Genomic DNA, 26,002 nt, shown 5'->3' on the forward strand with positions numbered 1-26,002 from the left:
ATCGCAGCCTCACTAAAGCTCGACAGCTCCCACATTTGATTGCGTCAGCCGTTGAGCAGACGTGCGAGGCCGACCTTCAACGGGGTGGGCTGCGGCAGCGTGAAGCTCGCCAACAGCCGCTGGTTGTTGGCCCGCGAATGCCGAATATCCCCAGAACGTGCCGGCCCGTAAGTGATCGTCGGCAACGAGCCCACCACCTCTTCCAGCGCCTGCAACACCTGCTTAAGCGTGGTGGTGCGGTTCCAGCCGACGTTGATCGCACCCAGCGGCGCGCCCGGCGCTTCGATGGCTTGCACCAACACGTCCACCAGGTCTTCCACGTACATGAAGTCGCGGGTTTGCTCGCCATCACCAAACACGGCAATCGGCACGCCCTGTTGCACGCGCTCGCTGAAGATACTGATCACGCCGGAATACGGCGATGACGGATCCTGACGCGGCCCGAAGATATTGAAGAAGCGGAAAATAACCGGCTCCAGGCCGTGCTGGCGACGGTAAAAGTCGAAGTAGTGTTCACCGGCCAACTTGTCCGAGGCATAGGGCGTCAGCGGCGCTTTGGTGGTCGTTTCGTCAATCGAATCGCCCTCGCCGTTGTTGCCATACACCGCGGCACTGGAGGCAAACACCACGCGCTTCACGCCGGCCCGGCGCATGGCTTCGCAGACATTCAGGGTGCCTACAAAATTGCTCTGGTGAGTGCTGACCGGATCATCCACAGACGCCTGTACCGAGGCCACAGCGGCCAAGTGCACCACCGCCGTCACACCGACAGCGGCCTGCGCCACTTGCGCGGCATCGGCGACATCGCCTTCGATCAGTTGCACACGCGGATTGTCCAGTGGCAGGTTGCTGCGCTTGCCGGTGGACAGGTTATCCAACACCCGCACCCCGTAGCCCTTGGCGAGCAGCGCATCAACGAGGTGCGAGCCAATAAAGCCGGCACCTCCGGTGATCAGAACCCACTTATCAGCATTACTCATTGTTGCGGATCTTCTCGACAATGGCAGTGGTCGAGCTGTTCTCAACCAGGCCCAGTACTTTGACCTTGCCGCCGTAGGCGCTGACGATGTCGGCCCCTACCACCTGGTCGACGGAGTAGTCGCCGCCCTTGACCAGTACGTCCGGCTTGACCTGGGCCAGCAGGTTTTCCGGGGTGGCCTCAGGGAAGCTGATCACCCAGTCCACCGCGCCCAACCCGGCCAGTACGGCCATGCGACGGTCGACGCTATTGATCGGACGGCCCGGGCCTTTCAAGCGGCTGACCGACGCATCGTCGTTGACCGCGACGATCAGGCGATCGCCTTGGGCACGCGCCTGCTCCAGGTACGTCACGTGGCCGGCGTGCAGGATGTCGAAGCAGCCGTTAGTGAACACAATGCTTTCGTTGTGGGCACGCGCGTCGTCAATCGCCAGCAGCAATTGCTCGATGGTCAGCACGCCGCGCTCCGAGCCTTCGGAACGCTGGATCGCCCGGCGCAATTCAGGTGCGCTGATAGCCGCCGTACCCAACTTGCCGACCACGATGCCCGCCGCCAGGTTGGCCAGGGCCACGGCGTGGGGCAGTTCTTCACCGGCCGCGATGGAGGCGGCCAGGGTAGAAATCACCGTGTCACCGGCGCCAGTCACGTCGAACACTTCACGGGCCCGCGCCGGCAGGTGCATCGCCGGGTGGCCGGGGCGCAGCAGGGTCATGCCGTGCTCGCCACGGGTTACCAGCAGGGCGCCCAGGTCGAGGTCAGCCATCAGGGTCGCGCCCTTGCTGACCAATTCGTGCTCATCGGCGCAACCGCCGACGATGGCTTCGAACTCGCTGAGGTTCGGCGTGATCAGGCTGGCTCCGCGATAAATCGAGAAGTCCTTGCCTTTGGGATCGGCCAGTACCGGGATGTTGCGGGCCTTGGCGGCCTGGATCAGCACCTGGTGGTTCTTCAAGGCGCCTTTGCCGTAGTCGGACAACACCAGCACTTTGATGCCTTCGAGCAGCTCGTCGACCTGGCCACTGAGGGCCAAGGCGTCGGTGGCGAAGGGTTCTTCGAAATCGATACGCAGCAATTGCTGGTGACGGCTCATCACCCGCAGCTTGACGATGGTCGGCTGATGGGCGATGCGCTGGAACAGCGCGCGCACGCCGGCACCGCGCAGGCTGTTGGCCAGGCTGTCGGCGGCTTCGTCGTCGCCGGTCACACCCACCAGGGAGGCCGGGGCGCCAAGGGCGGCAATATTGAGGGCAACGTTGGCAGCGCCACCTGGACGGTCTTCGATTTGCTCGACCTTAACTACCGGTACCGGTGCCTCAGGGGAAATCCGTGAGGTACCGCCATGCCAGTAACGGTCGAGCATGACATCGCCGACCACCAAGACAGGGGCTTGATCGAATCGCGGCATGGACAACTTCATGGAGCAACCCACATACAAAATGAACAGGGGCGCGATATTAGCACAGGGTTACAGGAGGTTTGCGGGAGGGTTTTGCATTGGAGCCGGCTTGTTGTGGCGAGGGAGCTTGCTCCCGTTGGGCTGCGTAGCAGTCCCATGTTTGGGGCCGCTGCGCAGCCCAGCGGGACGGCGCGGCGATCCGACAAGCTCCTCGCCACAGGCAAGCTATAAGGAGGGTCAGGTGATGTCGGCAGTAACCGGCGTGTCCAGCCCCATGGAATGCAGGCGGGCGTAATAGCCTTTCTGTGCCAGCAATTCACTGTGGGTGCCACGCTCGACGATCCGACCGTCATCCATAACGAGGATCAAGTCAGCCTTCTCGATGGTGGACAAACGGTGCGCGATCACCAGGGTGGTGCGGCCTTGCATCACAGTGTCCAGTGCAGCCTGAATGTGCCGCTCGGACTCGGTGTCGAGGGCCGAGGTGGCCTCGTCGAGAATCAGCAGCGGCGCGTTCTTGAGCAAGGCTCGGGCAATTGCCAAACGCTGGCGTTGACCACCGGACAGCAGCACACCGTTCTCACCGACCGGAGTGTCGAAGCCCTTGGGCAGTTGGTCGATGAAGTCCTTGGCATTGGCATCCGCCGCCGCCGCTTCAACGTCCGCCCGTGGCGCGCCGGACAGGTCGCCATAGGCAATGTTGTTGGTCACGGTGTCGCTGAACAGGGTCACATGCTGGGTTACCTGGGCAATGTGCTTGCGCAGGTTGAGCAATTTGTAGTCTTCGATCTCTACGCCATCGAGCAGAATCTCGCCACTTTCGTGGTGATAGAAACGCGGGATCAGGCTGGCCAGGGTCGACTTGCCGCTGCCCGAGCGCCCCACCAGCGCGATCATCTGCCCAGGCTCGGCGGTGAAGCTGATGTCCTTGAGCACATGGCGTTCAGTGCCGGGATAGGTGAAGTTCAGGTTGCGCACTTCCAGGCGACCGCTGACCTTGTCGCGCTCGATCGTGCCGTGGTCGATCTCGACCTCTTCGTCCAACTGCTCGAAAATGCTTTCGGCACCGGCCACACCCTTCTGGATGGTCGAGCTGACTTCCGACAGTTGGCGGATCGGCTTGGGCAGCAGGCCGGCCAGGGTGATGTAGGCCACCATGTCACCGGCCGATGCATCGCCGCGAAGATAAAGAACCAGGAACATCAGCACCGCCATGGCGGTGTAGATCACCAGTTGCAGCGCCGGCGTGTAGATCGCCCCGGTGCGGGTCATGCGCAATTGCTTGTTGGTGTTGCTCTGGCTGGCCTTGAGGAAACGTTTTTCCTCGTAGACCTCGCCGCCAAAGCTGCGCACCACGCGGTAGCCCTGGATGGTTTCCGAGGCCACGTGAGTCACGTCGCCCATGGCCACCTGGATCTTCTTGCTCTGCTTGCGGAATTTCTTGCTGGCCGTGCTGACCATCACCGCGATCAGCGGCAGGATAGCGATCATCACCAGCGTCAGGCGCCAGTTCATGTACAGCAGCGAGGCGAACAGGAAGATCACCGTCATGCCTTCACGGATCACCACCTTGATTGCATCGGTCGCCGCCCCCGTGACCATGGTCACGTTGAAGGTGATGCGGGAAATCAGGTGCCCGGAGTTGTGATTGTCGAAGTAGCGGTTGGGCAGGGTCAGCAAATTGTTGAACAACTGCACGCGAAGGTCGTGGACCAGCCCCAGGGACACCTTGGCCAGCAGGTAGTTACCCAGGAACGAACCCAGGCCTTGCCAGGCCGCGATCAAGATGATCAGCAGCGGCACGGCTTGCAGCAATTGCAAGTCCCGCAGGACGGGCACGCTTGGGAACAGCACGGCTTGCGGATTGGAAAGGCCGTCGACGAAATACTTGAGGATGTAACCCAGCATCGGCTGGGTCGACGCGAAAATCAGAAATCCGAGGATACTCAATGCAAACAAGCCCGCGTAGGGCCTGACGTAGCTGAGCAGACGGAAGTATATTTTCAAGCTCGAAGGGCTTGCGCTCGGACTGGAGTCGGTCATATCACGCGGCGTTTTGAAAAAGGAGGCTGACTTTAGCACAGCTTCTCTGTTGTACTTGCACCCGGCATAAGCCGCAGCCCGGTTGGATCCAACCGGAGACATTAAATAGCCACTACTTTAAGATGGTCGGCTTTCTTCTTCTGGAATGGCTTTTTTTATGCAGTCCAAGCGCCTTATTTATGGCTCAAACCGCGTTTTCGACTTCCTGGTGCTCTGGGTCTTGCCCATTGGCTTGTTGTTGCTACTGAGTTCGCTGTTCTTCGTCACCAATCGCAATGTGCTGCACAAGTTCTACTACGGCCTGTTCAGTGCGCCGACCCTGTTGCTGCTGTGTCTGCGGCCCAGGGAAATCAAAGAACTGTTGCGTGAGCCCCTGGCGATCGCGTTCCTGGTGTTTTCCGCCTGGGCCCTGGCCAGTCTGTTCTGGAGCCCTGAGCATCATCCCGACACCGACCTGTTCAAACGCCCGCTGCATACGTTCATGCTGTTTGGCGGTTGCGGTCTATTGCTGCATTACCGCAATGAATTGTTCAAACCGATTTTCTTCAGTGCGGCGGTGATTGCGCTGGTGGCGTGCCTGTTCGACCTAGTGGCGTTTGCCAAGGGCTTTGAACCCGGCATGGAAAACCGCATGATCGGCGGCCGTGGCGCCCTCGACAACCCGCTGCTCAGTTCGCACATATTCGGCTTTTTCTGCGTCTACTGGCTGTACGTCTGCATGACTACCCATCGCCTGCAAGTGCTGTGGTTCAGCATACCGGCCCTGGCAATCATGACTGCCGCAGTGCTGGCCACCGGTTCTCGAACGCCATTGGTAGCCCTGACGCTCGCCATCCTGTGGATGAGTTTTGTCAGCCGCAACCGCCGCTCGGCGTTGCTGATCGCGGGCATGGTCGTCGGCGCCGCAGGGCTCGTGCTGTTCTACCCGGAACTGCTCACCAACCGTGGTAGCTCGTTCCGTTTCGAACTCTGGGGCATGTCGCTGCAACGCATCGCCGAACACCCATGGATCGGCCACAGCTACGATTCCGAGCTTTATTTGACCCTGGCCGACGGCTATCAGCTTCGCGAACCCCACAGCTTTGCTTTGGGCGTGCTCTATTACGTCGGCATCATCGGTTTTATCCCGTGGATCTTCATGCTGGGCTGGGGCTTGTACAAGAGCCTGAAGGAGCGCGCGCAGCCGCTGTTCATCCTCGCTTCTTCCCTGCTGGCCTACGGCATCGGCGCCGGCCTGACCGAAGGCGGTGGCATTCTGTCGCGACCCAAGGAGCACTGGTTTCTGCTGTGGATTCCCCTGGCAATCATCGCCGGCCTGAGCATTGCCCAGCGCCGCCGCAGTGTGCTGCGCATGCCGGTACAAACCCTCAAGACCGAGGCCTTTGATCAGCTGTGCAGCAATGCTCAGGTGATTGAAGCCGATGGCCTGGGCCCGAAAGTCCTGCGCCTGGAAGACGGCCGCTTCCTCAAGGTATTCCGCGCGCGCCGCTGGTACACCTCGGGCAGCTTCAACCCGTACTCCGAGCGGTTTGCCAGCAACGCCGAGCGATTACGCACCCTGGGCATTCCCACGCCAGAGATTCTGGCCCTCTATCGCCTGCGCGACGCCAGCAGCGCCGTGACCTACTCGCCACTGCCCGGCCTGACCCTGCGCCAAGCCCTGCAAAGCCTGGACAGCAGCCTGCGCGAGTCGCTGATCGAACGCTTCGGCCAGTTCATGGCCCAGCTTCACCAGCGCGGTGTGTACTTCCGCTCGCTGCACCTGGGCAACGTGCTGCTGATGGAGGACGGCGAGTTCGGCCTGATCGATATCGCCGACCTGCGCATCTTCCCATCGCCGCTGCGTAACGCCTTGCGCCAGCGCAACCTGCGCCACATGCAACGCTACCCGCAGGACCGCAACTGGCTGTTCGAGACTCACTTCGAGCACTTGGCCAAAGGCTACGCCTCGGTCGCCAGCCAGGCAGCCACGGCGAAGATCCGCGAGCAAGTCCTGACCCTGGCCCGCCCGGCAGCCTGACAAAAAAGGCGACTATCACTGCTGATAGTCGCCTTTTTCACATCCCCTGCCGCCTCAGCTTCTGAGGGGCGCCAGATACAACCGCACCAGCCCACGCAAGGTCTTGCGCCCCCAGAACTTCAACGGGATCTGCTTGAGGATCTCCCGCGCCAGCGGCCGGTCACGGTCGGCGGTCTTGAGGAACATCGAGTTCAGGAAGTTGTAGCGAACCGCGTCATAGGCCGGATGTTCGCTGAACTTGGCATAGGTCTTGAGGATGTTCTGGATCATGTAGCGGTGGTTTTTGTAGGTGTTGCTCGCATGCTGGCGATAGCGCGCCATCACCACGCCGAGGGCGTCGATGGTGTAGCCCGCGGCGGTGATCTTCAGTTGGATCAGCAGATCTTCCAGGGGAATCAGCGGGTCGAAGCCACCGACTTCCTCCAGCGCCTCCCGGCGAATCAGCATGGTCGGCGCCGGCGGGAAGGGCTTGCGGTCCATGAACATATCGTCGAAATCCAGGCTACGGAACGGCACGTCGCGGCGCTGCTTTTTCTCCGGATGCAGGTTGCCGTCGCCATCGATCAGTTCGATGTTGCCGGCGCAAATCCCCACCTTCGGCTTGTCGGCCATGTACGCCACCTGGGTCGCAATGCGGTCAGGCAGCATGATGTCGTCGGAACCGAATGGTGCAATCAGGCTGCCCTTCGCGCGGGCGACCGCGCCGTTGAGGGTGGCGGTCAGGCCCTGGTTCTGTTGCACCTGGAAGTCAAACCCGTGTTCGGCCTGCAGGCGCAGGATGCGCTCGACGCTGTCGTCCTTGGAGCCGTCATCCACCACCAGCAGTTCGATATTGGGGTACGTTTGGCCGAGCACGCTGAGGATGCTTTCTTCGATGTATCGGCCGTGGTTGTAGGACGCGATAATCACCGAGACCAGGGGTTGTTGCGCAGTCATGCTCTACCTACTTCTTTTAAACCGGTTTCGATCAGGTCCAGGTACTTCTGCTGGAATTCGGCCAGGGCGTGGTTTTCTTCGAGGTAGCGGAATACCTGCTCGCCCTTGGCGCGCAGTTGTTCGTCGCTCATCGCCAGGTAAGTGTCCAGCGCAGCTGTCAGTTGCTCGACATTGCCGGGCTCGTGGGACAAGCCGCCCGCCCCTTCCACCAGCGGCAACATGGCCGGGCCGTTGGAGGCAATCACCGGCAAGCGCCCGCTCATGCCTTCCAGCAACGCCAGGCCGAGGCCTTCCAGCAACGAGGGCATGGTCCAGATATCGAAGGCACGTACGTATTGCAGGCCATCCTCACGAAAACCCAGTAGGTGCGCACGACCGGTGAGGCCGAGGCGCTCGATGTCCGCGCGCAAGTCGGCTTCGGCACGGCCAGCGCCGATGATACCGAGCTGGGCATGCGGGTATTTGTCCTTGAGGCGGGCAAAAGCCTGCAGCAGGTGCGTGTGGCCCTTGATCGGCACCAGCCGCCCCAACGCCCCAATGATCCGCGCATCGAGTGGCAATCCCAGTGATTGCCGCGCTTGCTCGCGCGGCAGCTGCAGGGCTTCGGCCTGGGGAATATCGATGGCGTTGGTGACGAAGGTGGTGTTCTCACGGGTAAAGCCGCAATTGAGACCGACCAGGTAATCCCGGACCGCCGCCGACACGCCAACAAACCGCCAGGCGGGGCTGACCAGCTTACGCGTCTGGCGTCGGCGATAGGCCCGCTCGTATTCGCCAAAACCGTGGGAGATGCCGATGCACAACGGGATCTTCAACCAACGGTTGAGCGACAGCATCATGTTCACCGACTTGAAGCGGTTACAGATGACCACATCGAACTTCTGCTCGCGGCAATATTGGTAGATGGCCCACATGGCGCCCAGGCGAATGCCTTTAAGGGCCTTCTCGGGAAATTCGAAATACTTGGAATGATCGGCCACGCTCAATGGCTGGCCCGGTTGCGGGCGGCCACTGAGGAAGGCCGACGTGACCTCGAACCGTTCAACCGGCAACGACTTGACGATCTGCTCGCCGAGGTCGGCGAAATCATTGACCTTGACGTTGTAATCCGGCTGCAACTGCAAAACCTTGAAACGAGGCTTCATATCACTCCATGAGGCAATCGGGCCGCTACGAGCGGGCAGCCCAACGAAAAAGTCAATCTCAGTCCCGCTTCAGCACCCAAAGCAGCTCGTGACGGCGCACGGCCTTGCGGAAAAATTCGTTCTCGCCGTAAGGCGATGGACCACGGCCAGCCAGCAGTTGCTGCAACAGGCGACGCACCCTCCGCTTGAACGGCGCGCGGGGCTGCAGGTCATGCATCATGCCCAGCGCCATAGCCTTGTCCCGCTGCTGGCTCAAGCTCAGCACGCGGCAATAAGGCTCAAGCACCTGAGCGGCAGCAAACTGCGGCGGCAACGCCACGCCCGCGCCCGAATCGCCCATGGGCCAGCGGTCGTTATCATGCAAGTGATTGGCATAGCCGAGCAATGTGCTCGGTTGCCAGTCAAGCCCTTGCAGCGCCTCAACCACGGCGGCGTGGGCGCAGATGTGATCCGGGTGCGGGTCGAGCACCGGCGTCGGCAGCACAATCACCTCGGGGCGCGCAGTGAGCAGCACCGCGCGCAGGTCGGCGATCAGGTTGTGCCAGGTCGGCGCACCGTCCGCATCGCTAGGTAGCGCCAGGGCATTGAACTGGCGAAACAGCCGCGTATCTTCCAATTGCGCTTCGCGGGACACCTGGGGTTGATCCGGAGCGGCCTGCATGGCCGGCAGTTGCAGGCAGAAGTAACCCAACTGCACGCACTGCGCCTCGGGAACGCCAGCCCAACGCGGCACGGCAATGCTATCCCAGGCGCGCAAGCGTCCTTTGATCCGCGCAGCATCAGCCTTGGGCAGACCCATCTGCTGATAATGCTCGGCCTCGATCTCGCCGGCGGTGAGGGTCACGATCCAGCTTTCATTCGCCTGGCCATACAGGCCAAACGCAGCCAGTTCGGCATCATCGGCATGGGGCGCGATCACCATCACCGTTTGGCGAGCCAAGTCCGGCTGACGGAAAACCCACAAAGCGGGCTGACCGATCACGCGGCAAAAACGACCGCGCAAGCGCAGCTCACCGCCGGCCAACGCCGACGCCGAACCCGTTAGATTCAAGTAGCGCTTGCCTGCGACGCCGCGCTCAAACGCCTGACGGTCAGGCGACTCGCCTCCCGACAGCTCAACCGCAGGATCGAGAAAACGGCCAAGCCAGCTGCTTTTAAGCTGCACTTCGACGATCAGCGTTTCATCGCCCGAAAGGTTCAGCGGCGCATCCGCCACCAGTCGCCCGGCGTCCAGGCGCAGGCTGGTCCGCTGGCTACCCGGCGCAAAGCGGTACTGGTAGTCATCCTTGGGCGAGTAGAACAGGTGGTCGGCAAACCAGGCTTCATGGGCCACCCACAGCAGCACCGCGAGGATCAGCGGCAGCCACCAGGCCACCAGCACGCCGGCCGCGATCAACACCAGCACCCCGATCAGCAACGCAATACGCTTGTTGCGCCGGTGACGCTTGAGCAGTTGCTGTTTGCGGCTCATACGCTGAACACCGGCACCGGATTGCACCAGCGCTCCTTGTATTCACGGTCGGCACGCCCGAAGGAAAACCGCAGCGGTAAATCCTGCGCACGCGCCTGTTCCCAGGCGCTTTGCGTATTGAGGAAACTCAGTACGCTGCCGGGGCTGAATGCACGAGTTTCAGGGTCGACACCACCGTTGACGTACTCGATGCTGACCCACTCGGGCGCCTCGACGCGGTACACCAACTGCACCGCAATCGGTGCATCGTTGAGAAACAGCACCGAGCCGATCAAAAATTCCTTGAGCAACTCCAGCACCTCGGCCAGACGCTCGGCGCCGGTGGCCGGAAAGCCCCAGCGTCGTAGAAACAAATCGCAGTAGATCGCCGCCAATTCAGCGCTGGAAAACTCGTTTACCGCCCGCACCACGCCGCCCGCCTCTTCCAGCAAACGCAATTCGCGGCGCTGGTTGTAGCGAAACTTCTTTGACAGGTCTTCGGGGGTGCGCGCCATGGCCAACTGCTCGGCCTGGGGCTTGAGGGTGCTGACGCGCCCTTCGTTCAGCGCCGACAGGTAGCGCCCGCGATGGCGCACCGGCAACTGCGCGTCGGCGGCAATCGGCAGGATGATCTCGGCATTGCCCAGGTCAAACAGGCCTTTCTTGCCGCTGCGCTTGAGCACGTCTTTGGACAGGGCGAGGTCGCGCCCCCAGGTGGCAATCGCGCCCTTGAGTTCGCCGTCCTGTTCCCAGCCCAGGTAACGCACCGGAATCTGCGCCAGGCCGGCCAACCGCTCGACGATCAGCGGATGGGTCGCCACGCTGCCGCCAAACCGCTGCCAGGCCTGGGCGTAAACCTCGGCCTCGACAGGCGTCCAGCCACGTTCACGCCAGCCCTGGAAGCGGTTCAGCATTTAAACCACAGCGTCATAAGGGTCTACGCCGTCCTTGACGACCAGGATGTCTTCCATGATCAGGTACTCAAGGTCAGAGCCGAAGAACATGTTCAGCGCGTCGGTCGGCGAACAGATCATCGCCTCGCCACGACGGTTGAGCGAGGTGTTCAGCGACACGCCGTTACCGGTCAGCACTTCCAGCTCTTTCATCATGTCGTAGTAGCGCGGGTTGTATTCGCGCTTGAGCACCTGGGCGCGGGAGGTGCCATCTTCATGGACGACTTCCGGCACGCGGGTTTTCCACTCTTCCGACACTTCAAAGGTGAAGGTCATGAACGGCGCCGGGTGATCGACCTTGATCATCTGTGGCGCAACGGTGTCGAGCATCGACGGGCAGAAAGGCCTCCAGCGCTCGCGGAACTTGATCTGGTGGTTGATGCGGTCAGCCACGCCGGTAGCACTCGGGCAACCGATGATCGAACGACCGCCGAGGGCGCGCGGGCCAAACTCCATGCGGCCCTGGAACCAGGCCACCGGGTTGCCGTCGACCATGATCTTGGCGATGCGCTTGGGCATGTTCTCGATCTTGCGCCAGACCGGTTTGGCCTCGTGCTTGGCGCAGGCGGCGATCACGTCTTCGTTGCTGTAGGACGGGCCGAGATAGACGTGTTCCATCTTCTCCACCGGCACACCACGGGCGTGGGACACGTAGGCCGCAGCGCCGACAGCGGTGCCGGCATCGCCGGACGCCGGCTGCACGAACAGCTCTTTCACGTCGTCGCGGGCAATGATCTTCTGGTTCAGCTTGACGTTCAGCGCACAGCCGCCGGCAAAGGCCAGCTTGCCGGTGTCTTTCAGGATGTCGCCCAGGTAATGGTCGATCATCTGCAGCGCCAGCTTCTCGAACAGCGCTTGCATGCTGGCCGCGTAGTGGATGTACGGCTCGTCGGCAATGTCGCCTTCGCGTTTCGGGCCCAGCCACTCGATCAGTTTTGGCGAGAAGTAGAAACCCTTGCCCTTCTCTTTGTAGCGGCGCAGGCCGATGACGTTGGCGTAGTCGGTGTTGATCACCAGCTCGCCGTTTTCAAAGGAGGCCAGGCGCGAGAAATCGTACTTGCTGGCATCGCCATACGGCGCCATGCCCATGACCTTGAACTCACCGTCGAGCATCTCGAAACCGAGGAACTCGGTGATCGCGCCGTACAGGCCGCCGAGGGAGTCCGGGTCGAAGAACTCCTTGATCTTGTGGATCTTGCCGTTTTCGCCGTAGCCGAAGAACGTGGTGGCGTACTCACCCTTGCCGTCGATCCCGAGGATCGCGGTTTTCTCCTTGAAGCCGGAGCAGTGGTAGGCGCTGGAGGCATGGGCCAGGTGGTGTTCAACCGGCTCGATCTTGATTTTCTTCGGATCGAAGCCCAGTTGCTCCAGGCACCAGACGATCTTGTTGCGATAGCGCTTGTAGCGACGGTTGCCCATCAGGATCGCGTCGAGTGCGCGGTCCGGGGCGTACCAGTAACGCTTGGCGTAGTGCCAGCGGGCTTCGCCGAACAGGCTGATCGGCGCGAACGGAATCGCCACCACATCAACGTCGGAAGGCTTGATGCCGGCCTGTTCCAGGCAGAACTTCGCCGATTCGTAGGGCATGCGGTTCTTTGCATGTTTGTCGCGTACGAAGCGCTCTTCTTCGGCGGCCGCGATCAGCTTGCCGTCGATATACAGGGCTGCGGAAGGATCATGGCTAAGGGCGCCGGACAGGCCAAGAATCGTCAATGCCACAGGGGTCTAGCCTCTTTTAGTCTGCATGCAGGCGGGTTACGCCTGAAAAAAGTGTGCCTCTCGCCTGGGCGAGAAACAGCTAAAGGGCGGGATTATAGCTTAAAAGCGGTGGGGAGCTGTTAGCGGCAAGTGGCAAGGTTAGCGGCTAGCGCAGCTCAATGCTGCCGTCGACACTTTGCCGGTAGAGGGTATAAGGCAAGAAGAGTGTGTCCAGGACCCCGGATACAGCAACATCGAGAAAAGGCCATGGGACATCGTTCAAGGAGAGCTCACTTCCAGAATTCGGTGGTGCATGCAGCACGCACACGTCATAAGCCACGCCGCTGTAAACGCGTGGAACCGACTGGCAATAGGTTTTTCTCGCTTTGAGTGCCTGGATCGTGACGCTGTCTTCACGCAGCACCGTGGTCACCGTGCCGCAGCCCGCCAGAATCAAAGACACTCCCACCAATGCCAGTAACCCTGCAATTTTAGGCTCCATAGATCTCTCCATAATTTAAAGGGACCAAAAACCTACCACCGCAAACGGGTTTCCACAGTCACCTGGCGACGTAACATTGCGTAGGAAACGTCCCATATGCCTGACGACCCAGGAATGCGGTAAAAGACAGAGGGAGCCGTTAAACTGGCGTTTTTTTTGCGCCCACGCCACTTACCACGCGTGGCGCCACGGACCCGGCATCCCCATGAGCTCACCCGCACCCACCCGCCTTGCCCTGTTACTGCTGGGCCTGTGCACCACCGCGCTGGCCGATGACGCCCCGTTGATCCTCGACCCCAGCGTAGTTACCGGCTCACGCAGCGCCAGCCCGACGTTCGACCTGCCGTACTCGGTGGACGGCATCAGCCGTGAGCAGATCAGCGATGGCCAACTGGGCATCAACGCCTCCGAGGCGCTGTCCCGCGTGCCTGGCCTGGTGGTGCAGAACCGCCAGAACTATGCCCAGGACCTGCAGATTTCGTCGCGTGGCTTTGGCGCCCGTTCGGCGTTTGGCGTGCGCGGCATCAAGCTGATCGCCGACGGTATCCCGGCCAGCACGCCGGACGGCCAAGGCCAGGCGGCCACCTTCAACCTCGACACCGCCGAACGAATCGAAGTGCTGCGCGGCCCGGCGGCGACGCTGTATGGCAGCAACGCGGGCGGGGTCATCCAGATGTTTTCCCGCGATGGCGAAGGCCCGCCGCATATCGGCGCCGAAACCCTGGTAGGCAGCGACGGCCTGAACAAGAACCACCTGACCGCCGAAGGCGCGGCGAACGGTGCCGGCTTCGTGCTCGACGCCTCGCGCATGGACACCAACGGCTACCGCGACCACAGCAGCGCCCGCCGTGACCAGACCTTCGCGAAGCTCAATTTCCAGCCCGATGACGACAGCAAACTGGCGCTGATCTACAGCAGCCTGGAGCAGAACGGCACGCAGGACCCGCTGGGGCAAACCTGGGACGCCTACAAGGCTGATCCGCGCTCGGTGAGCACCAATGCGCTGACGTACAACACGCGGAAAAGTATCGATCATCAGCAATTGGGCATGAATTACGAGCGCTATTTCGGCGATGCGACGTTGCAGGTAAATGCGTATACGGGGCGGCGGAGTGTGATTCAGTACCTGTCGATCCCAAAAGGCACACCGCCCAACGAACGCGGCGGTGGTGTGGTGCAGTTTGATCGCAAGTTCTACGGCGGCAGCGCTCGCTGGATGCAGCCCATCGAAAGCGCACCGGGCGACCTGATGATCATCACCGGCGTGGATTTCGACCAGAGCGAAGACAGCCGCCACGGCTACCAGAACTACAGCGGCAACACCCTGGGCGTAAAAGGCCAGCTACGTCGCGATGAAATCGACACCGCGCGCAGCCTCGACCCTTACATTCAGGCGAACTGGGCCATCAATCGCTGGACCCTGCAAGCAGGTATTCGACACAGCACCATGGAAATGGACGTCGACGACCAATTCCTGAGCAACGGCGACGCCAGCGGCAGCAAGACGTACCAGAAAAATACCCCGTCGATGAGCGTGATGTACGCATTCACCCCCGAACTACACGGCTACGTCAGTGCGGGCGAAGGCTTCGAGACACCTACCCAGGGCGAATTGGCTTACGCACCCGGTAATGTCGAAGGCTTCAACTTCGGTCTGAAGCCGTCGGAAAGCACCCAATATGAAGTGGGATTGAAAGCGCAGGTGAACAACAGCACGCGGGTGAACGCTGCCGTGTTCCAGATCACTACCGAAGATGAACTGGTGATCAGCCAATCCAATGAGGGCCGCACCAGCTACCAAAACGCCGGCCGCACCCTACGCCGCGGTTTCGAACTGGGCATCGAAAGCCAGCTCAGCGAACAGTGGAGCACCAACCTCGCCTATACCCGCCTGCAAGCCACCTACGACAGCGACTTCGCCAGCGGAACAAACACCATCGACAAAGGCAACTACCTCCCCGGCGTCCCCCAAACCACGCTGTTCGCCGAGCTGAACTGGAAACCCCGCGACTGGGTCAGCACCGCCATCGAAGGCCTGTACCGCAGCAAGGTCTACGTCGAAGACACCAACCAGCAACACGCCGCGCCGGGCTATAGCGTGTTCAACTGGCGCGCGCGGTTCGAGCAGAAGGTCGAGCACTGGACCTTCCACCAGACCTTGCGCCTGGACAACTTGCTGGACCGCCAGTATGTCGGTTCGGTGATCGTTGGCGATGGCAACGGGCGCTACTACGAAGCGGCGCCAGGGCGTTCGTGGTACGCCGGTGCGGGCGCCGAGTATCAGTTCTGATCAGCGGCTGCCTACAACTCGGGCTCACCGCGCTTGATCGTTCCCACGCTCCACGTGGGAATGCATCCTGTGACGCTCCGCGTCACCATTGCGCAAGTCTCAAGCCTTGCTTCGCCAGCGGTCGGACGCAGAGCGTCCGGGGCGGCATTCCCACGCAGAGCGTGGGAGCGATCAAGTTGGCTGCTTGGGCAGGCGTTGATCGATCCGTTGGTACAGCGCACTGCTCTGCGGCCAATTACGCATAAACCGCGCGCGGTCCTTGGCAAATGCCGGGGCGAAGCTGGCAGCGGAGTTGTGCTGACACATCGCATCCAGGTCGATTAACGCCCAGCAGTCTGCGTGCCAGAACAGGTTATGGCCCTTGAAATCGCCATGGCTGATGCGCTCGCGAATCAGCTCGGCAAACAGATGATCCAGCGCCAGCAGTTCGTTTTCAGGCGCGTCGCCGCTTTCAACATACGGCGCGAAGCGCTCGATGATGTCCGGGCCCGGCAGGTATTCAGTGACCAGATAAGCCCGGCTGCGCAGCCACAAAAAGCGCTTTTCCAGCACGGCCAGCGGCTTGGGCGTGGCGATACCCAGGAACATCAGGCGATTGCCTTCGCGCCAGGAATGCCAGGCGCGACTCGGGCGCCAGAAGCGCTTGAGCCAATGGGCAAAGCCCTTGATGTTGTAGCGTTTGATCACCAGCGGCCGGCCGGCCACGTCGACCTTGGCCACACTGGCCGCACCACCGGTCTTGTACAGATGGCCCTGGTCGAGCAACGCATCCGCCTGCTCCAGCACCGGCAGCATCGCGGGCTCTTCCTCGCGACGAATCGCGCGCAAGCCAAAGGCGCCACGCACCACGCTGAACAGCGTGCACTCACGGCCGACCTTGTTGAGGAAGTCTTTCAAACGCCAGGCACTGACCTTGCGCACCTGTTTTTCCAGGGCCTCCAGCGGCAACCCGTGCTCGCCGTTGCTCAGCAGGTAATACACCAGCAGTTCTTCGGTAAACGGCTCGAGATTTTTCGGCAACTGGGCGAAAAACACCCCGAGGTTTTCCAGCACCCGGTTACGCGACAGCGGCTTACCCGCCTGTTCGACGCAGATCCCGGCACCATCAATCAGGTACAGCCTGCTGCCCTGACGCAACAGGTTGTCCAGGTGCAAGTCTTCCTGCCATAGCCCTCTGGCGTGCATCTGGCCTATCGCACCCAGCGCTTGGGCGAGCACGGCGGTTTGTTCGTCCGCCAGCGGTGGCAAACCTTCGACTGCCTGCCAGGCATCGGCCAGGCTTTCGGCGCCCTCGACAAAGTCGAACAGCAGCCAGCCGCCCTCGCCTTCCTGCAGCCCGTCGGCCAGCAGCAGTGGCGTGGTCAGCCCCTGTTCGGCGAGCAGGCGCACACCGGTGAGTTCACGCTGAAAATGCCGCGCCGCCTTACCGCCCACCAACAACTTGGCCAACACCGGCCGCCCGCGCCACACCGCTGCCCCGACATAGCGCTCGCCCGGCAGCACGCGCAACAGGCTAAGCAGTTGCAACTGCCCAGCGCCTGCGGCATCCGCCAGTTCGATCGTCAGCGGCAAGCTGGGGGAACGGCCGGCCTTTTTCAGCTCGGACAAACGCATCAGCGGCTCTCCTTGTGGCTACGGCGTGCGGTCAGGCGCTGGTGCCAGGTGGTGACCAGTGCGCTGTCCTCAGGCTGTGCGAGGTAGGCCGCCAGCAGTTGGCGCACCTGCGCATCCGAGCACTGCGGCGCACGGCGCAACAGTGGTTCAAGGTCCTTGACCCGATCACGCCAGCCAAACAACAACGGGCGGGTTTTCTCCAGGTCGATCAACTGCGCGGCATAACTGTCGCCGATGGCCTGCAAGAAAATATGCTTGGGGTAAAAACAGCCGTGCACCTGGCCCACGCTGTGCAGCCGACGCGCCAACTCGCCGCAAGCTTGCAGGATGGCACGGTGCTGGGCATCGCTCAGTTGCGACCACTGCTCCAGCAACGAATCCAGGTCATTCCAGCCGTCGAGGGCACGGGTCAGCAGCATTGCGCGGCGTTCGCCCTGAACCTTGCGCTCGCCGAAAAACGCCGCCTGCAAGGCCGGAATGCCCAGCGCGCGGTAACGGCTGATATTGCGAAACTCACGGGCAAAGCTCGGCTCGCCAAACGGGCTGTGCAAGGTACGCGTGAGGTAGTTGCTCTGGCGCTTGAGGTAATAACCGCGGCCTTCGAGCTCCAGGCGGAACACGCTGCTCCAGCCGCCACGGCTGGTATTCGGCTCATCCACCGCGTCCAATCGCTTGGCCCACAGGGCGTCGAAAGTCGCGAGGCCGTTGCGCTCAAGCAAAGCGCGGTCTTCGGCCGCCAGGAAGTCACTCATTCGCGTCCCTCGAAAAACTTCACCACATGGCGAATTCGCTGTTTGTCCGACGCACTCAGGTGCGTGCGTTGGCGGTACTGCATGTAGAAGCGCAGGCGCTGGGTGGCCGACAGGTGATACTTGGCGACCTTGTCCAGGCAGGCCAGGTCCTTGGTGATGCGGTACTTGAGCCAGAAACCGCGCCAAAAATCACCGTTGGGGCAGTCGATCAGGTACAGGGTCGCCTGGTTGTCGATCAGCAGGTTGCGCCACTTCAAATCGTTATGCGTGAAGCGATGGTCATGCATCGTGCGCGTATATTCGGCGAGCTGACGGCTGACGGCGTCGACCCATTTCGGGTCCTTGAGACGCGCGTCGTTGCGCTCGGCCAGCGCCGACAAATCTTCGGTCTGGGCCAGCTCGCGGGTGATCATCGCCCCACGGTCGTAGGCCAGGCCGTTGCGTTCCAGGCCCCAGGCCACCACGTCGGCGGTTGGAATGCCCCACTTCGCGAAACGCTTGAGGTTCTGCCATTCGGATTTGACCCGAGGCTTACCCAAGTAGCGACGCAGGCCCTTGCCGGCACCGACATAGCGCTTCACGTAATAATTAACCCCGCCGCGCTCCACCCGGATCACTTCCGACAGCGGGTCGCGGGTCAGGCGCTCGCCCTGCAAGGCGAATACCGCCTCAAGGCTTCCAAAATCATCCGCCAGGGCGGCATAGGCAGGTTCCAGAATCCAACCCGCCATCAGAGCGCATCCCCGTAGCGTTGTTTACGTGCATAGAGTTTGTCGGCCTTGCCTTGAAGCCACAGCAACAGGGCGTTTTCTTCGGCCAGTATCTGGCGCAGCGGCTGCTGGAAGTAGCCCTTGAGGAAGCGCAGTTTGTCGCGACGGGTCAGGCCGATATCCAGCGCCGAGAAGTACAGCGCGGCCAGGTCCTTGTCGCGCCAGCGATGGCTGGTCTTGTCGCGGGTCTGGGCACGGTGCAGGTCGATCAGCGACAACTTGAAGTGATCGGGCGTGACCGGCGTGTCGGTGTGCAGCAGGAAGTGGCAGATGTAGCAGTCGCGGTGGTTGACCCCGCCGCGATGCATCATGCCGGTCATGCGCGCCACTTCGGCGATCAGCGCACGCTTGAGGCGTGGCTCGGGCGGCTGCTTGAGCCAATTGATGCTGAAATCTTCAAGGCTGACGGTGGGCGCCAGCTCTTCAGTGATGATGAACGAGTGCTGGTCGGCCGGGTTGCTGCCGCGCTCGCCATAGGCCACGGCGGTCATGGTCGGCACGCCGATTTCCTGCAGGCGCTGGATGGCCTGCCACTCCTGGCCCGCGCCGAGTACCGGCAGCTTGGCGGTGACCAGATTCTTGACGATCTCACCCCAGCCAACGCCACGGTGGATCTTCACAAAGTAGCCACGGCCCTCCACCTCGGTGCGCAAGGTGCGGCGGGCTTCCAGTTCGCGGTACACCTCGCCTTCCAGACGCTCGACTTCGGCGAACGCATCGCGCCCGTCCCAGAGGGTCTTGAACGGTTCGGCAAGCATCAACTTCATGGTTTTGGCTCCGCCAGAATCACATCCGCCGCGTGCTGCGGCATGCTATAGAGGTCGGCCGTCTCGGCAAAGGCCAACCCGTTGCGGCCCCAGGCCGCGCGCTGTGCAGAGTCGGTCAGCATTCGCGCCAGGTACTGGTTGAGCTGCGTCTGTTCAAACGGCTCATCCAGCACCAGGCCACTGTCGGCTTCGGCGATGTAGTGGGCATAACCACACACGGCCGAGACCAGCACCGGCAACCCGGCCACCAGGGCTTCGAGCAATACGGTACCGGTGTTTTCGTTGTACGCCGGGTGGATCAACAGGTCGGCGCCCAACAGGAAACGCGGGATATCGCTGCGGCCCTTGAGGAACTGGACGTTGTCGCCAAGGCCCAGTGTCGCACTCTGCAATTGGAATACTTTGGGGTCGTCCTGGCCAATTACAAACAGGCGTGTGCGTTTGCGCAGTTCCGAGGGCAATGCGGCCAGCGCCTTGAGGCTGCGGTCGACGCCCTTGGTCTTGAAGCCCGAGCCGATTTGCACCAGCAGCAGGTCGTCATCACCGAGGTTGAATTCCTTGCGGAAGTCTTCGCGAATCTCGGCTGCGTTCGGCGGTGCGCGACGGTCCTGGGCAATGCCCGGCGGCAACAGGTGGAAGCGCTCGAGCGGCGTGTCGTAATGCTTGATGAACAGCGGTTGCTGGACCTCGGAGATCATCAGGACTTCGGTCTTGGCGTCCTTGGCGAACACCGCGCGCTCGTATTCGGCAAAGTGGCGGTAGCGGCCAAAACTGCGGTACAGCGAATGGCGCAGGTTTTGCGCCTTGTCTTCAAAGCAGCCATCGGCGGCGTAGTACACGTCCAGGCCGGGCATTTTGTTGAAACCGATCAAGCGGTCCACCGGGCGCTTGGCCAGGTCGGCTTCCATCCAGGCGCTGAGCTTCTCGTTGCGCCGATGGTTGAAGAACGCCTTGACCGGCGCCACAAGCACTTCGAAGCCCGGCGGGATGTCACCTTCCCAGATCAGCGTGTAGACACGAATGGTGTGGCCGCGCTGCTGGCACTCCAGGGCAATGCGCATGAAGTCGCGCTGCAGGCCACCGAAGGGGAAATACTTGTACAGAACAAAAGCCAGTTGCATCAGTGCAGCTCCTCAGCCAGTAACAACGTGCTCAGTCGGCTTGCCACACGCTCAGGGTTCAAGCGCGTGAAGCACAGGGGCGACTCGCGCTTGATGTCGAACCGACGCAGGTCGTCGGCCGTCGGTTGATAGGTACAGTGTTTTTGCAGGCACGGGGCGCATTGCCAATCACTGGCCAGATGAATCTGCGCCTTGCCATAGGCACCGGTAAGGCCCGGGTTGGTGGGGCCAAACAGGGAAATCGTCGGCACATCCAGCGCAGCGGCCAGGTGACCGAGGCCAGTGTCCACCGCCACACAGGCGCGGGCGCCGGCCAACACACGGGCTACGCCGGCCAGGTTCAATTTTGGCAGTACTTCGGCGTTTTTCAGGCCTTGGGCCAGCCGCTCGGCGCGGGCTTTTTCGGCGGCGTTGCCCCACGGCAACTTCACGTCCACGCCCAGGCGGCCCATGCGCTCGGCCAGCTCGCGCCAGTAGGCTTCAGGCCAGTGCTTGGTGTCCCAGGTGGTGCCGTGCAGCAGCAGCACGAAAGGCTTTTTCGGCGGCAGGCCGAGCAACTTGTCGACGCTCAGGCCGTAGTCGCCCAAGCCTTTGGGCAGGTCGTAGCCCAGGGCAACCGCGAACAACTGGCGCAAACGTTCCACCGCATGCTGCCCACGGGCGACTGCCAGGCGCCGCGAGTAGAAGCGCGCCGCGATCGGCTCACGGGCAGAGTCCCTGTCGAAACCGGCCACCGGGGCGCGTACATAGCGGGTCAGCCAGGCGCTTTTCAGCAGGCCCTGGGCGTCGATCACCAGGTCATATTGGGTCGACTGGATACGCTGCTTGAAACGCCGCCATTCGCCGCTCTTGATGGTTTGCCAGATATTTTTGCGCCAGCGGCGAATCGCCACTGGGATCACCTTGTCGACCGCAGGGTGCCAGGTCGGGATTTCGGCAAAACCTTCTTCCACCACCCAGTCGAATTGAATGCCCGGGATCGCCCGCGCTGCGTCGGTCAGCGCCGGCAAGGCGTGGATCACGTCGCCCAGGGATGAGGTCTTGATTACCAATACTCGCAAACTATCGGACCTCAACCACTGTGCCCTGCAACCGCTGCAAGGCATCGCTCACCGGTTGCGGCAGCAACTGCCGCAGGCAATTGTAGTGGCCGAAACGGCAGGTGCGGTCAAAGCACGGGCTGCAATCCAGGCCCAGGCGCACCACTTCGACCTTATCGGCCAACGGTGGCGTGAAACCGGGCGACGTAGAGCCGTAAACCGCCACCAGTGGGCGGTTCAACGCGGCGGCGACGTGCATCAGGCCCGAGTCGTTGGACACCACCGAGTCAGCGCAAGACAGCAGGTCGATAGCCTCGGCCAACGAGGTGTCGCCACTGAGGTTGACCGCTTCTTCGCGAAGGCCGGGGATCAGGCGCTGGCGAATATCTTCGCCCACAGCGTGATCGTTTTTCGAACCGAACAGCCACACCTGCCAGCCTTCGCGAATCTTCATCTCGGCCACTTTGGCGTAATGCTCCGACGGCCAGCGCTTGGACTCGCCAAACTCGGCACCAGGGCAAAGTGCCAATACCGGCCGATCAAGCATCAGGCCGAACTTGGCCAGGGCCGCGTCGCGGGTCACCGGGTCAATTTGCAGGCTGGGGCGCGGGTAAGGCTTGGGCAACTCGGCACCCGGCGCGTAGGCCAGGGCCATGAAGCGTTCGATCATCAGCGGGTAGCGCGCCTTGTCCAGCGTGCGCACATCATTGAGCAGCACGTAGCGAAACTCGCCACGCCAGCCGGTGCGCTTGGGGATGCCGGCAAAATACGGCACCAGCGCCGACTTGAGCGAGTTGGGCAACAAAATTGCCTGCTCATACTGGCCGGCCAGGGACTTGCCGATGCGACGGCGGGTCGCCAGTTCGAGGGCGCCATGGCCGAGCGGAAAGCTCAACGCCTTGCGCACTTGCGGCATGCGTTCGAGGATCGGCCGGCTCCACTCAGGGGCGAGCACGTCGATCTGGCAGTCGGGATGACGCTGTTTCAGGCACTGGAACAGTGTCTGTGCCATCACCATGTCACCGACCCAACTGGGCCCAACGATCAGAATATTCATGTAGTTTCCACAAACGATGCGGGGAGGCTTATGCCTCCCCGCCTCGATAATTACTGTGGATCGCACTTTTTGTGGGGGCGGGCTTGCTCGCGATAGCATCACCGCGGTCCGATGGACGTACCGCAGCGCCTGCATCGAGAGCAAGCCCGCTCCCACATAAAGCCGGTTTCCACATTAGATTGGTATCGCCCAATTAATCGAGTATCAGCTTAAACCCAGCGTTTGCCAGATTCGCATCACCTGCCGCCGTTCGTCGGCAAACTGATCCCCGGCAACCGTGCCAGCCTCGTTCTGCAAGGCCTGGCGGTGAGCGGCGGAACGGTAGGCTTTATACACCTCGCGCAGCAAATGAGCATCGGCGGCGGGCATCAGCCCGACCTGCTCCAGGCCCTCCAGAATGCGAATATTGTCGGTGTAGCGCAGCAACGATGGATGTTGCGCAGACCACGCCAAAGCGGCGTATTGCACCATAAATTCAATATCGACGATACCTCCGGCGTCCTGCTTGAGGTCGAACGCCGCCGTGGCCTCGAAGGCATTCGCGCCGGTACCGGCCGCCGTCGACTTGGTCCCCAGGTTGTCGCGCATCTTGGCGCGCATCTCGCTGACCTCCTGGCGCAGCTTCGCCAAGTCCCGCTCACGCCCCAGCACACGGGCCCGCACCTGCTCGAAGGCCGGCCCCACGTCCTGGCTGCCCACCAGCACCCGCGCCCGTATCAGCGCCTGATGCTCCCAGGTCCAGGCTTCATTTTCCTGATAACGCGCGAACGCCCCCAGCGAACTCACCAGCAAACCGGATGCGCCGGAAGGTCGCAGGCGCATATCCACTTCATACAACTGCCCGGAGTTGGTCTGGGTGGTCAGCAGGTGAATGATCCGCTGGCCCAGGCGTGTGAAGAACTGCGCGCCGTCAATCGGTTTGGCGCCATCGGTTTCGGCTTGCGGGTCGCCATCGTGGATAAACACCAAATCCAGGTCCGAACCATGCCCGAGTTCGATCCCGCCGACTTTCCCATAACCGACAATGATGAAACCAGGGTCGCACAGGGTGCCGTCCAGCCGTTGCGGCGAACCGTGGCGCGCGACCGTCTGGCGCCAGGCCAGGGCCAGCACTTGTTCGAGAATGGCCTCGGCGAGCCAGGTCAGGTAGTCGCTGACTTTCATCAACGGCAGGCTGCCGGCGATTTCCGAGGCGGCCACGCGCAGGCGGTGGGCCAGCTTGAAGTGGCGCAGGGCTTCCATCTGCTGCTCAAGGTCGTCCTCGGGGATGCGCGTGAGGCGCTCGCGCAGCTCGGCGGCGAGTTCCGGCGCCAACGGTGGCTTGAACAGGCGGCCTTCGTTGAGTAGTTCATCCAGCAACAGCGGGAAGCGGGTGATCTGTTCGGCGATCCACGGGCTGGCGGCGCACAGGGTCAGCAGGCGGCGCAGTGCGTCGGGGTTTTCCGTGAGCAGCACCAGGTACGCAGAGCGGCGGGCGACGGCTTCGACCAAGGGCAATACACGTTCGAGTACCAGGTCGGGATTGGCGTGTTCGACAGCCTGGGCCAACAGACGGGGGATAAACGCATCCAGCCGCTCACGCCCCAGGCGCTGCATGGCGCGCAATTGCGGGCTGCCACGCAGGCCGGCCAGGGCCTTGAGGGCCTTCGGCGCGTCGCTGAAGCCGCCTTCGGCCAACTGGCGACAGGCGGCCTCTTCGTCCTGGGATTCTTCCCACAGCGGCAACCACTCACCGCCCACGACCAACTCGCTTTCTTCTCCTTCTTCTTCGTCCGGATCGGCGATCACCTGGCGGAAGTGCCAGTCCACACGCCCACGCCAGTACATCAAGCGCTCATGGAACGCGGCCCAGTCGGCGAAACCGAGCATAAAGGCAATGCGCGCCTGGTCTTCCGGGGTGTCCGGGAGCATTTGCGTCTGGCGATCGGCGATCGCCTGGATCGCGTGTTCGGTGTAACGCAGGAATTCGTAGCCGTTGCGCAACTCGGCGATCACCGCCGGCGGCAGGTAACCCTGGCCCTCCAGGGTGCCGAGCACCTTGAGCAGCGGCCGCTGTTGCAGGCTGAGGTCGCGACCACCGTGGATCAGCTGGAACGCCTGGGCGATAAATTCCACTTCGCGGATGCCGCCCGAGCCGAGCTTGATGTTTTCGGCCATGCCCTTGCGCCGCACTTCCTGCTGGATCAGCTGCTTCATGGTGCGCAGCGCTTCGATGGCGGAGAAGTCCAGGTAACGGCGGTAAACGAACGGGCGCAGCATATCGAGCAATTGCGCACCGGCGACCTGATCGCCGGCCACCACGCGCGCCTTGATCATGGCGTAGCGTTCCCAGTCGCGGCCCTGGTCCTGATAGTACTGCTCCAACGCGTTGAAGCTGAGCACCAGCGCGCCGGCCGAACCGTAGGGGCGCAGGCGCATGTCGACACGGAAGACAAAACCGTCGACGGTCATCGGGTCGAGGGCCTTGATCAATTTTTGACCAAGACGGATGAAAAACTCCTGGTTATCCAGGGAGCGCTTCACGCCCACCGTTTCGCCGCCCTCGGGGTAAGCGAAGATCAGGTCGATGTCGGACGACAGGTTCAGCTCCACGGCGCCGAGCTTGCCCATGCCGAGGATGACCATGTGCTGCGGCTCGCCGCTGCGTCGGCCGGTTGGCGTGCCGAATTGCGCGCAGTGACGCTGGTACAGCCATTGGTACGCCTGGTCGATGCTGGCGTCAGCCATGTCGGAGAGGTCGCGGCAGGTTTGCACCAAGTCGGCCTGGCGGGTCAGGTCGCGCCAGATGATGCGCACTTGCTGGCGCGTACGCTGGCGACGCAGCATACGGCCCAGCTCATCTTCTGTTTCGGCCTGTTGCACGGCACCGGCAATCTGCCCGCACAGCTCGCCCGGCGCAAAGCCACGGTCCAGCTCGCCCCAGGCCACCAGCTCGAGCAACATCAAAGGGTCACGAACGCTCTGTTCAATGACGAAATCACTGGCGGCGCACACGCGGGCGAAGTCGGCCCACCGTTGCGGCGTCCACGCACACAGTCCATGATCGTCGTCCAGCGCGGCCACTGCGTCACGAAATGACTGCTCGGCCCGCTGGGCAAATGGCAACAGAATGGCTGGCAGTTGGGCCAGCGTTGGAAGGCTCATGGTCTATCCTTGATCGGCGCGTAAAGGGTGTGTTGTTGTGAACGCAGGCACCACGCCCGGTGAAGGACTGTCGAACAAAAGTTAGAAATAGCTGAAATTTCTTTAATTTTGGCAGGGAACATTAAACTTCTACCTTTTCTTGTTCGCAAAAGATCAACAATAACGATTATGCTCACCAGCCAGACCGGGCCATACGCTCAGTCTTGTGTAGTTTTACTACTCGTATATACATTCGAAAGGCTGAAATGGCCGACGATTTGTAGTAAAACTACAGGACGCCGAAGCAACCTTCGGCCATCCAAGAATTTATGTCGTCTGCCCACA

Annotated in this window: 19 protein-coding genes; 2 read left to right on the plus strand and 17 right to left on the minus strand. The window is 61.9% G+C overall.

Annotated elements, in window-relative coordinates:
* Positions 1–44: 44 nt before the first annotated feature.
* From ACR52_RS18790 to msbA, 3 genes are all read right to left on the minus strand, one after another.
* The gene (locus tag ACR52_RS18790; RefSeq protein ID WP_048727649.1) at positions 45–980 is read right to left on the minus strand and encodes an NAD-dependent epimerase/dehydratase family protein; all 936 of its coding nucleotides are present in this window, start codon (positions 978–980) and stop codon (positions 45–47) included.
* Positions 973–2,397 carry a bifunctional D-glycero-beta-D-manno-heptose-7-phosphate kinase/D-glycero-beta-D-manno-heptose 1-phosphate adenylyltransferase HldE gene (hldE, locus tag ACR52_RS18795; RefSeq protein ID WP_048727652.1) on the minus strand — a complete coding sequence of 475 codons (1,425 nt, stop codon included), beginning with the start codon at positions 2,395–2,397 and terminating at the stop codon, positions 973–975. The genes ACR52_RS18790 and hldE overlap by 8 nt, the downstream gene beginning before the upstream one ends.
* A 216-nt stretch (positions 2,398–2,613) precedes the next feature.
* The gene (gene msbA / locus ACR52_RS18800; protein WP_048727655.1) at positions 2,614–4,419 is read right to left on the minus strand and encodes a lipid A export permease/ATP-binding protein MsbA; all 1,806 of its coding nucleotides are present in this window, start codon (positions 4,417–4,419) and stop codon (positions 2,614–2,616) included.
* 157 nt (positions 4,420–4,576) lie between these two features.
* Between msbA and ACR52_RS18805 the strand changes: the two genes are divergently transcribed.
* Positions 4,577–6,439: an O-antigen ligase family protein gene (locus tag ACR52_RS18805; RefSeq protein WP_048727656.1), complete on the plus strand. Its 1,863-nt coding sequence runs from the start codon at positions 4,577–4,579 to the stop codon at positions 6,437–6,439.
* A 54-nt stretch (positions 6,440–6,493) separates the two neighbouring features.
* Here the strand turns inward: ACR52_RS18805 and ACR52_RS18810 are convergent, their stop codons facing one another.
* The 6 genes from ACR52_RS18810 to ACR52_RS18835 form a co-directional block, all read right to left on the minus strand.
* Positions 6,494–7,375 carry a glycosyltransferase gene (locus ACR52_RS18810; protein ID WP_048727659.1) on the minus strand — a complete coding sequence of 294 codons (882 nt, stop codon included), beginning with the start codon at positions 7,373–7,375 and terminating at the stop codon, positions 6,494–6,496.
* On the minus strand, positions 7,372–8,520 hold the full coding sequence (locus ACR52_RS18815; RefSeq protein WP_048727661.1) for a glycosyltransferase: 1,149 nt from the start codon (positions 8,518–8,520) through the stop codon (positions 7,372–7,374). Before ACR52_RS18815 ends, ACR52_RS18810 begins: the two co-directional genes overlap by 4 nt.
* A gap of 58 nt (positions 8,521–8,578) precedes the next feature.
* The gene (locus tag ACR52_RS18820; protein ID WP_048727664.1) at positions 8,579–9,991 is read right to left on the minus strand and encodes a PIG-L deacetylase family protein; all 1,413 of its coding nucleotides are present in this window, start codon (positions 9,989–9,991) and stop codon (positions 8,579–8,581) included.
* Positions 9,988–10,884, minus strand: a complete 897-nt coding sequence (locus ACR52_RS18825; protein WP_048727666.1) for an antimicrobial resistance protein Mig-14 — start codon at positions 10,882–10,884, stop codon at positions 9,988–9,990. The genes ACR52_RS18820 and ACR52_RS18825 overlap by 4 nt, the downstream gene beginning before the upstream one ends.
* A complete protein-coding gene (locus ACR52_RS18830; protein ID WP_048727668.1) occupies positions 10,885–12,642 on the minus strand; it encodes a carbamoyltransferase family protein in 1,758 nt (585 codons plus the stop codon).
* A gap of 145 nt (positions 12,643–12,787) precedes the next feature.
* Entirely contained in the window at positions 12,788–13,123 is a 336-nt protein-coding gene (locus ACR52_RS18835; RefSeq protein WP_048727671.1) for a YceK/YidQ family lipoprotein, read from the minus strand.
* A gap of 205 nt (positions 13,124–13,328) precedes the next feature.
* On the opposite strand from ACR52_RS18835, the gene ACR52_RS18840 reads away from it, so the two are divergent.
* Positions 13,329–15,413: a TonB-dependent receptor family protein gene (locus ACR52_RS18840; protein ID WP_048727673.1), complete on the plus strand. Its 2,085-nt coding sequence runs from the start codon at positions 13,329–13,331 to the stop codon at positions 15,411–15,413.
* 171 nt (positions 15,414–15,584) lie between these two features.
* Here ACR52_RS18840 and ACR52_RS18845 read toward each other — a convergent pair whose 3' ends face one another.
* From ACR52_RS18845 to glnE, 8 genes are all read right to left on the minus strand, one after another.
* Positions 15,585–17,027, minus strand: coding sequence for a lipopolysaccharide kinase InaA family protein (locus ACR52_RS18845; RefSeq protein WP_048727676.1), 1,443 nt, complete (start codon positions 17,025–17,027; stop codon positions 15,585–15,587).
* Positions 17,027–17,779, minus strand: coding sequence for a lipopolysaccharide kinase InaA family protein (locus tag ACR52_RS18850; RefSeq protein WP_048727680.1), 753 nt, complete (start codon positions 17,777–17,779; stop codon positions 17,027–17,029). Before ACR52_RS18850 ends, ACR52_RS18845 begins: the two co-directional genes overlap by 1 nt.
* The gene (locus ACR52_RS18855) at positions 17,776–18,510 is read right to left on the minus strand and encodes a lipopolysaccharide kinase InaA family protein (RefSeq protein ID WP_048727684.1); all 735 of its coding nucleotides are present in this window, start codon (positions 18,508–18,510) and stop codon (positions 17,776–17,778) included. The genes ACR52_RS18850 and ACR52_RS18855 overlap by 4 nt, the downstream gene beginning before the upstream one ends.
* Complete coding sequence (gene rfaP / locus ACR52_RS18860; RefSeq protein WP_048727689.1) at positions 18,510–19,316, minus strand: lipopolysaccharide core heptose(I) kinase RfaP; 807 nt, start codon at positions 19,314–19,316, stop codon at positions 18,510–18,512. Before rfaP ends, ACR52_RS18855 begins: the two co-directional genes overlap by 1 nt.
* On the minus strand, positions 19,313–20,437 hold the full coding sequence (locus ACR52_RS18865; RefSeq protein WP_048727692.1) for a glycosyltransferase family 4 protein: 1,125 nt from the start codon (positions 20,435–20,437) through the stop codon (positions 19,313–19,315). Before ACR52_RS18865 ends, rfaP begins: the two co-directional genes overlap by 4 nt.
* On the minus strand, positions 20,437–21,498 hold the full coding sequence (gene waaC, locus ACR52_RS18870) for a lipopolysaccharide heptosyltransferase I (protein ID WP_048727696.1): 1,062 nt from the start codon (positions 21,496–21,498) through the stop codon (positions 20,437–20,439). The genes ACR52_RS18865 and waaC overlap by 1 nt, the downstream gene beginning before the upstream one ends.
* A 1-nt stretch (position 21,499) precedes the next feature.
* Positions 21,500–22,534 carry a lipopolysaccharide heptosyltransferase II gene (gene waaF / locus ACR52_RS18875; RefSeq protein WP_048727701.1) on the minus strand — a complete coding sequence of 345 codons (1,035 nt, stop codon included), beginning with the start codon at positions 22,532–22,534 and terminating at the stop codon, positions 21,500–21,502.
* Between the two features lie 204 nt (positions 22,535–22,738).
* Complete coding sequence (gene glnE, locus ACR52_RS18880; RefSeq protein WP_048727704.1) at positions 22,739–25,678, minus strand: bifunctional [glutamate--ammonia ligase]-adenylyl-L-tyrosine phosphorylase/[glutamate--ammonia-ligase] adenylyltransferase; 2,940 nt, start codon at positions 25,676–25,678, stop codon at positions 22,739–22,741.
* Between the last annotated feature and the right edge of the window lie 324 nt (positions 25,679–26,002).

Origin of the sequence: Pseudomonas fildesensis (genome assembly GCF_001050345.1) — a bacterium.
GTDB classification, from domain to species: Bacteria; Pseudomonadota; Gammaproteobacteria; order Pseudomonadales; family Pseudomonadaceae; genus Aquipseudomonas; species Aquipseudomonas fildesensis.

Bases quoted from the DNA above. Each gene is read 5' to 3' on its own strand.
- ACR52_RS18790 (WP_048727649.1), bottom strand. From the start codon at position 980: ATGAGTAATGCTGATAAGTGGGTTCTGATCACCGGAGGTGCCGGCTTT.
- hldE (WP_048727652.1), bottom strand. From the start codon at position 2,397: ATGAAGTTGTCCATGCCGCGATTCGATCAAGCCCCTGTCTTGGTGGTC.
- msbA (WP_048727655.1), bottom strand. From the start codon at position 4,419: ATGACCGACTCCAGTCCGAGCGCAAGCCCTTCGAGCTTGAAAATATAC.
- ACR52_RS18805 (WP_048727656.1), top strand. From the start codon at position 4,577: ATGCAGTCCAAGCGCCTTATTTATGGCTCAAACCGCGTTTTCGACTTC.
- ACR52_RS18810 (WP_048727659.1), bottom strand. From the start codon at position 7,375: ATGACTGCGCAACAACCCCTGGTCTCGGTGATTATCGCGTCCTACAAC.
- ACR52_RS18815 (WP_048727661.1), bottom strand. From the start codon at position 8,520: ATGAAGCCTCGTTTCAAGGTTTTGCAGTTGCAGCCGGATTACAACGTC.
- ACR52_RS18820 (WP_048727664.1), bottom strand. From the start codon at position 9,991: ATGAGCCGCAAACAGCAACTGCTCAAGCGTCACCGGCGCAACAAGCGT.
- ACR52_RS18825 (WP_048727666.1), bottom strand. From the start codon at position 10,884: ATGCTGAACCGCTTCCAGGGCTGGCGTGAACGTGGCTGGACGCCTGTC.
- ACR52_RS18835 (WP_048727671.1), bottom strand. From the start codon at position 13,123: ATGGAGCCTAAAATTGCAGGGTTACTGGCATTGGTGGGAGTGTCTTTG.
- ACR52_RS18840 (WP_048727673.1), top strand. From the start codon at position 13,329: ATGAGCTCACCCGCACCCACCCGCCTTGCCCTGTTACTGCTGGGCCTG.
- ACR52_RS18845 (WP_048727676.1), bottom strand. From the start codon at position 17,027: ATGCGTTTGTCCGAGCTGAAAAAGGCCGGCCGTTCCCCCAGCTTGCCG.
- ACR52_RS18850 (WP_048727680.1), bottom strand. From the start codon at position 17,779: ATGAGTGACTTCCTGGCGGCCGAAGACCGCGCTTTGCTTGAGCGCAAC.
- ACR52_RS18855 (WP_048727684.1), bottom strand. From the start codon at position 18,510: ATGGCGGGTTGGATTCTGGAACCTGCCTATGCCGCCCTGGCGGATGAT.
- rfaP (WP_048727689.1), bottom strand. From the start codon at position 19,316: ATGAAGTTGATGCTTGCCGAACCGTTCAAGACCCTCTGGGACGGGCGC.
- ACR52_RS18865 (WP_048727692.1), bottom strand. From the start codon at position 20,437: ATGCAACTGGCTTTTGTTCTGTACAAGTATTTCCCCTTCGGTGGCCTG.
- waaF (WP_048727701.1), bottom strand. From the start codon at position 22,534: ATGAATATTCTGATCGTTGGGCCCAGTTGGGTCGGTGACATGGTGATG.
- glnE (WP_048727704.1), bottom strand. From the start codon at position 25,678: ATGAGCCTTCCAACGCTGGCCCAACTGCCAGCCATTCTGTTGCCATTT.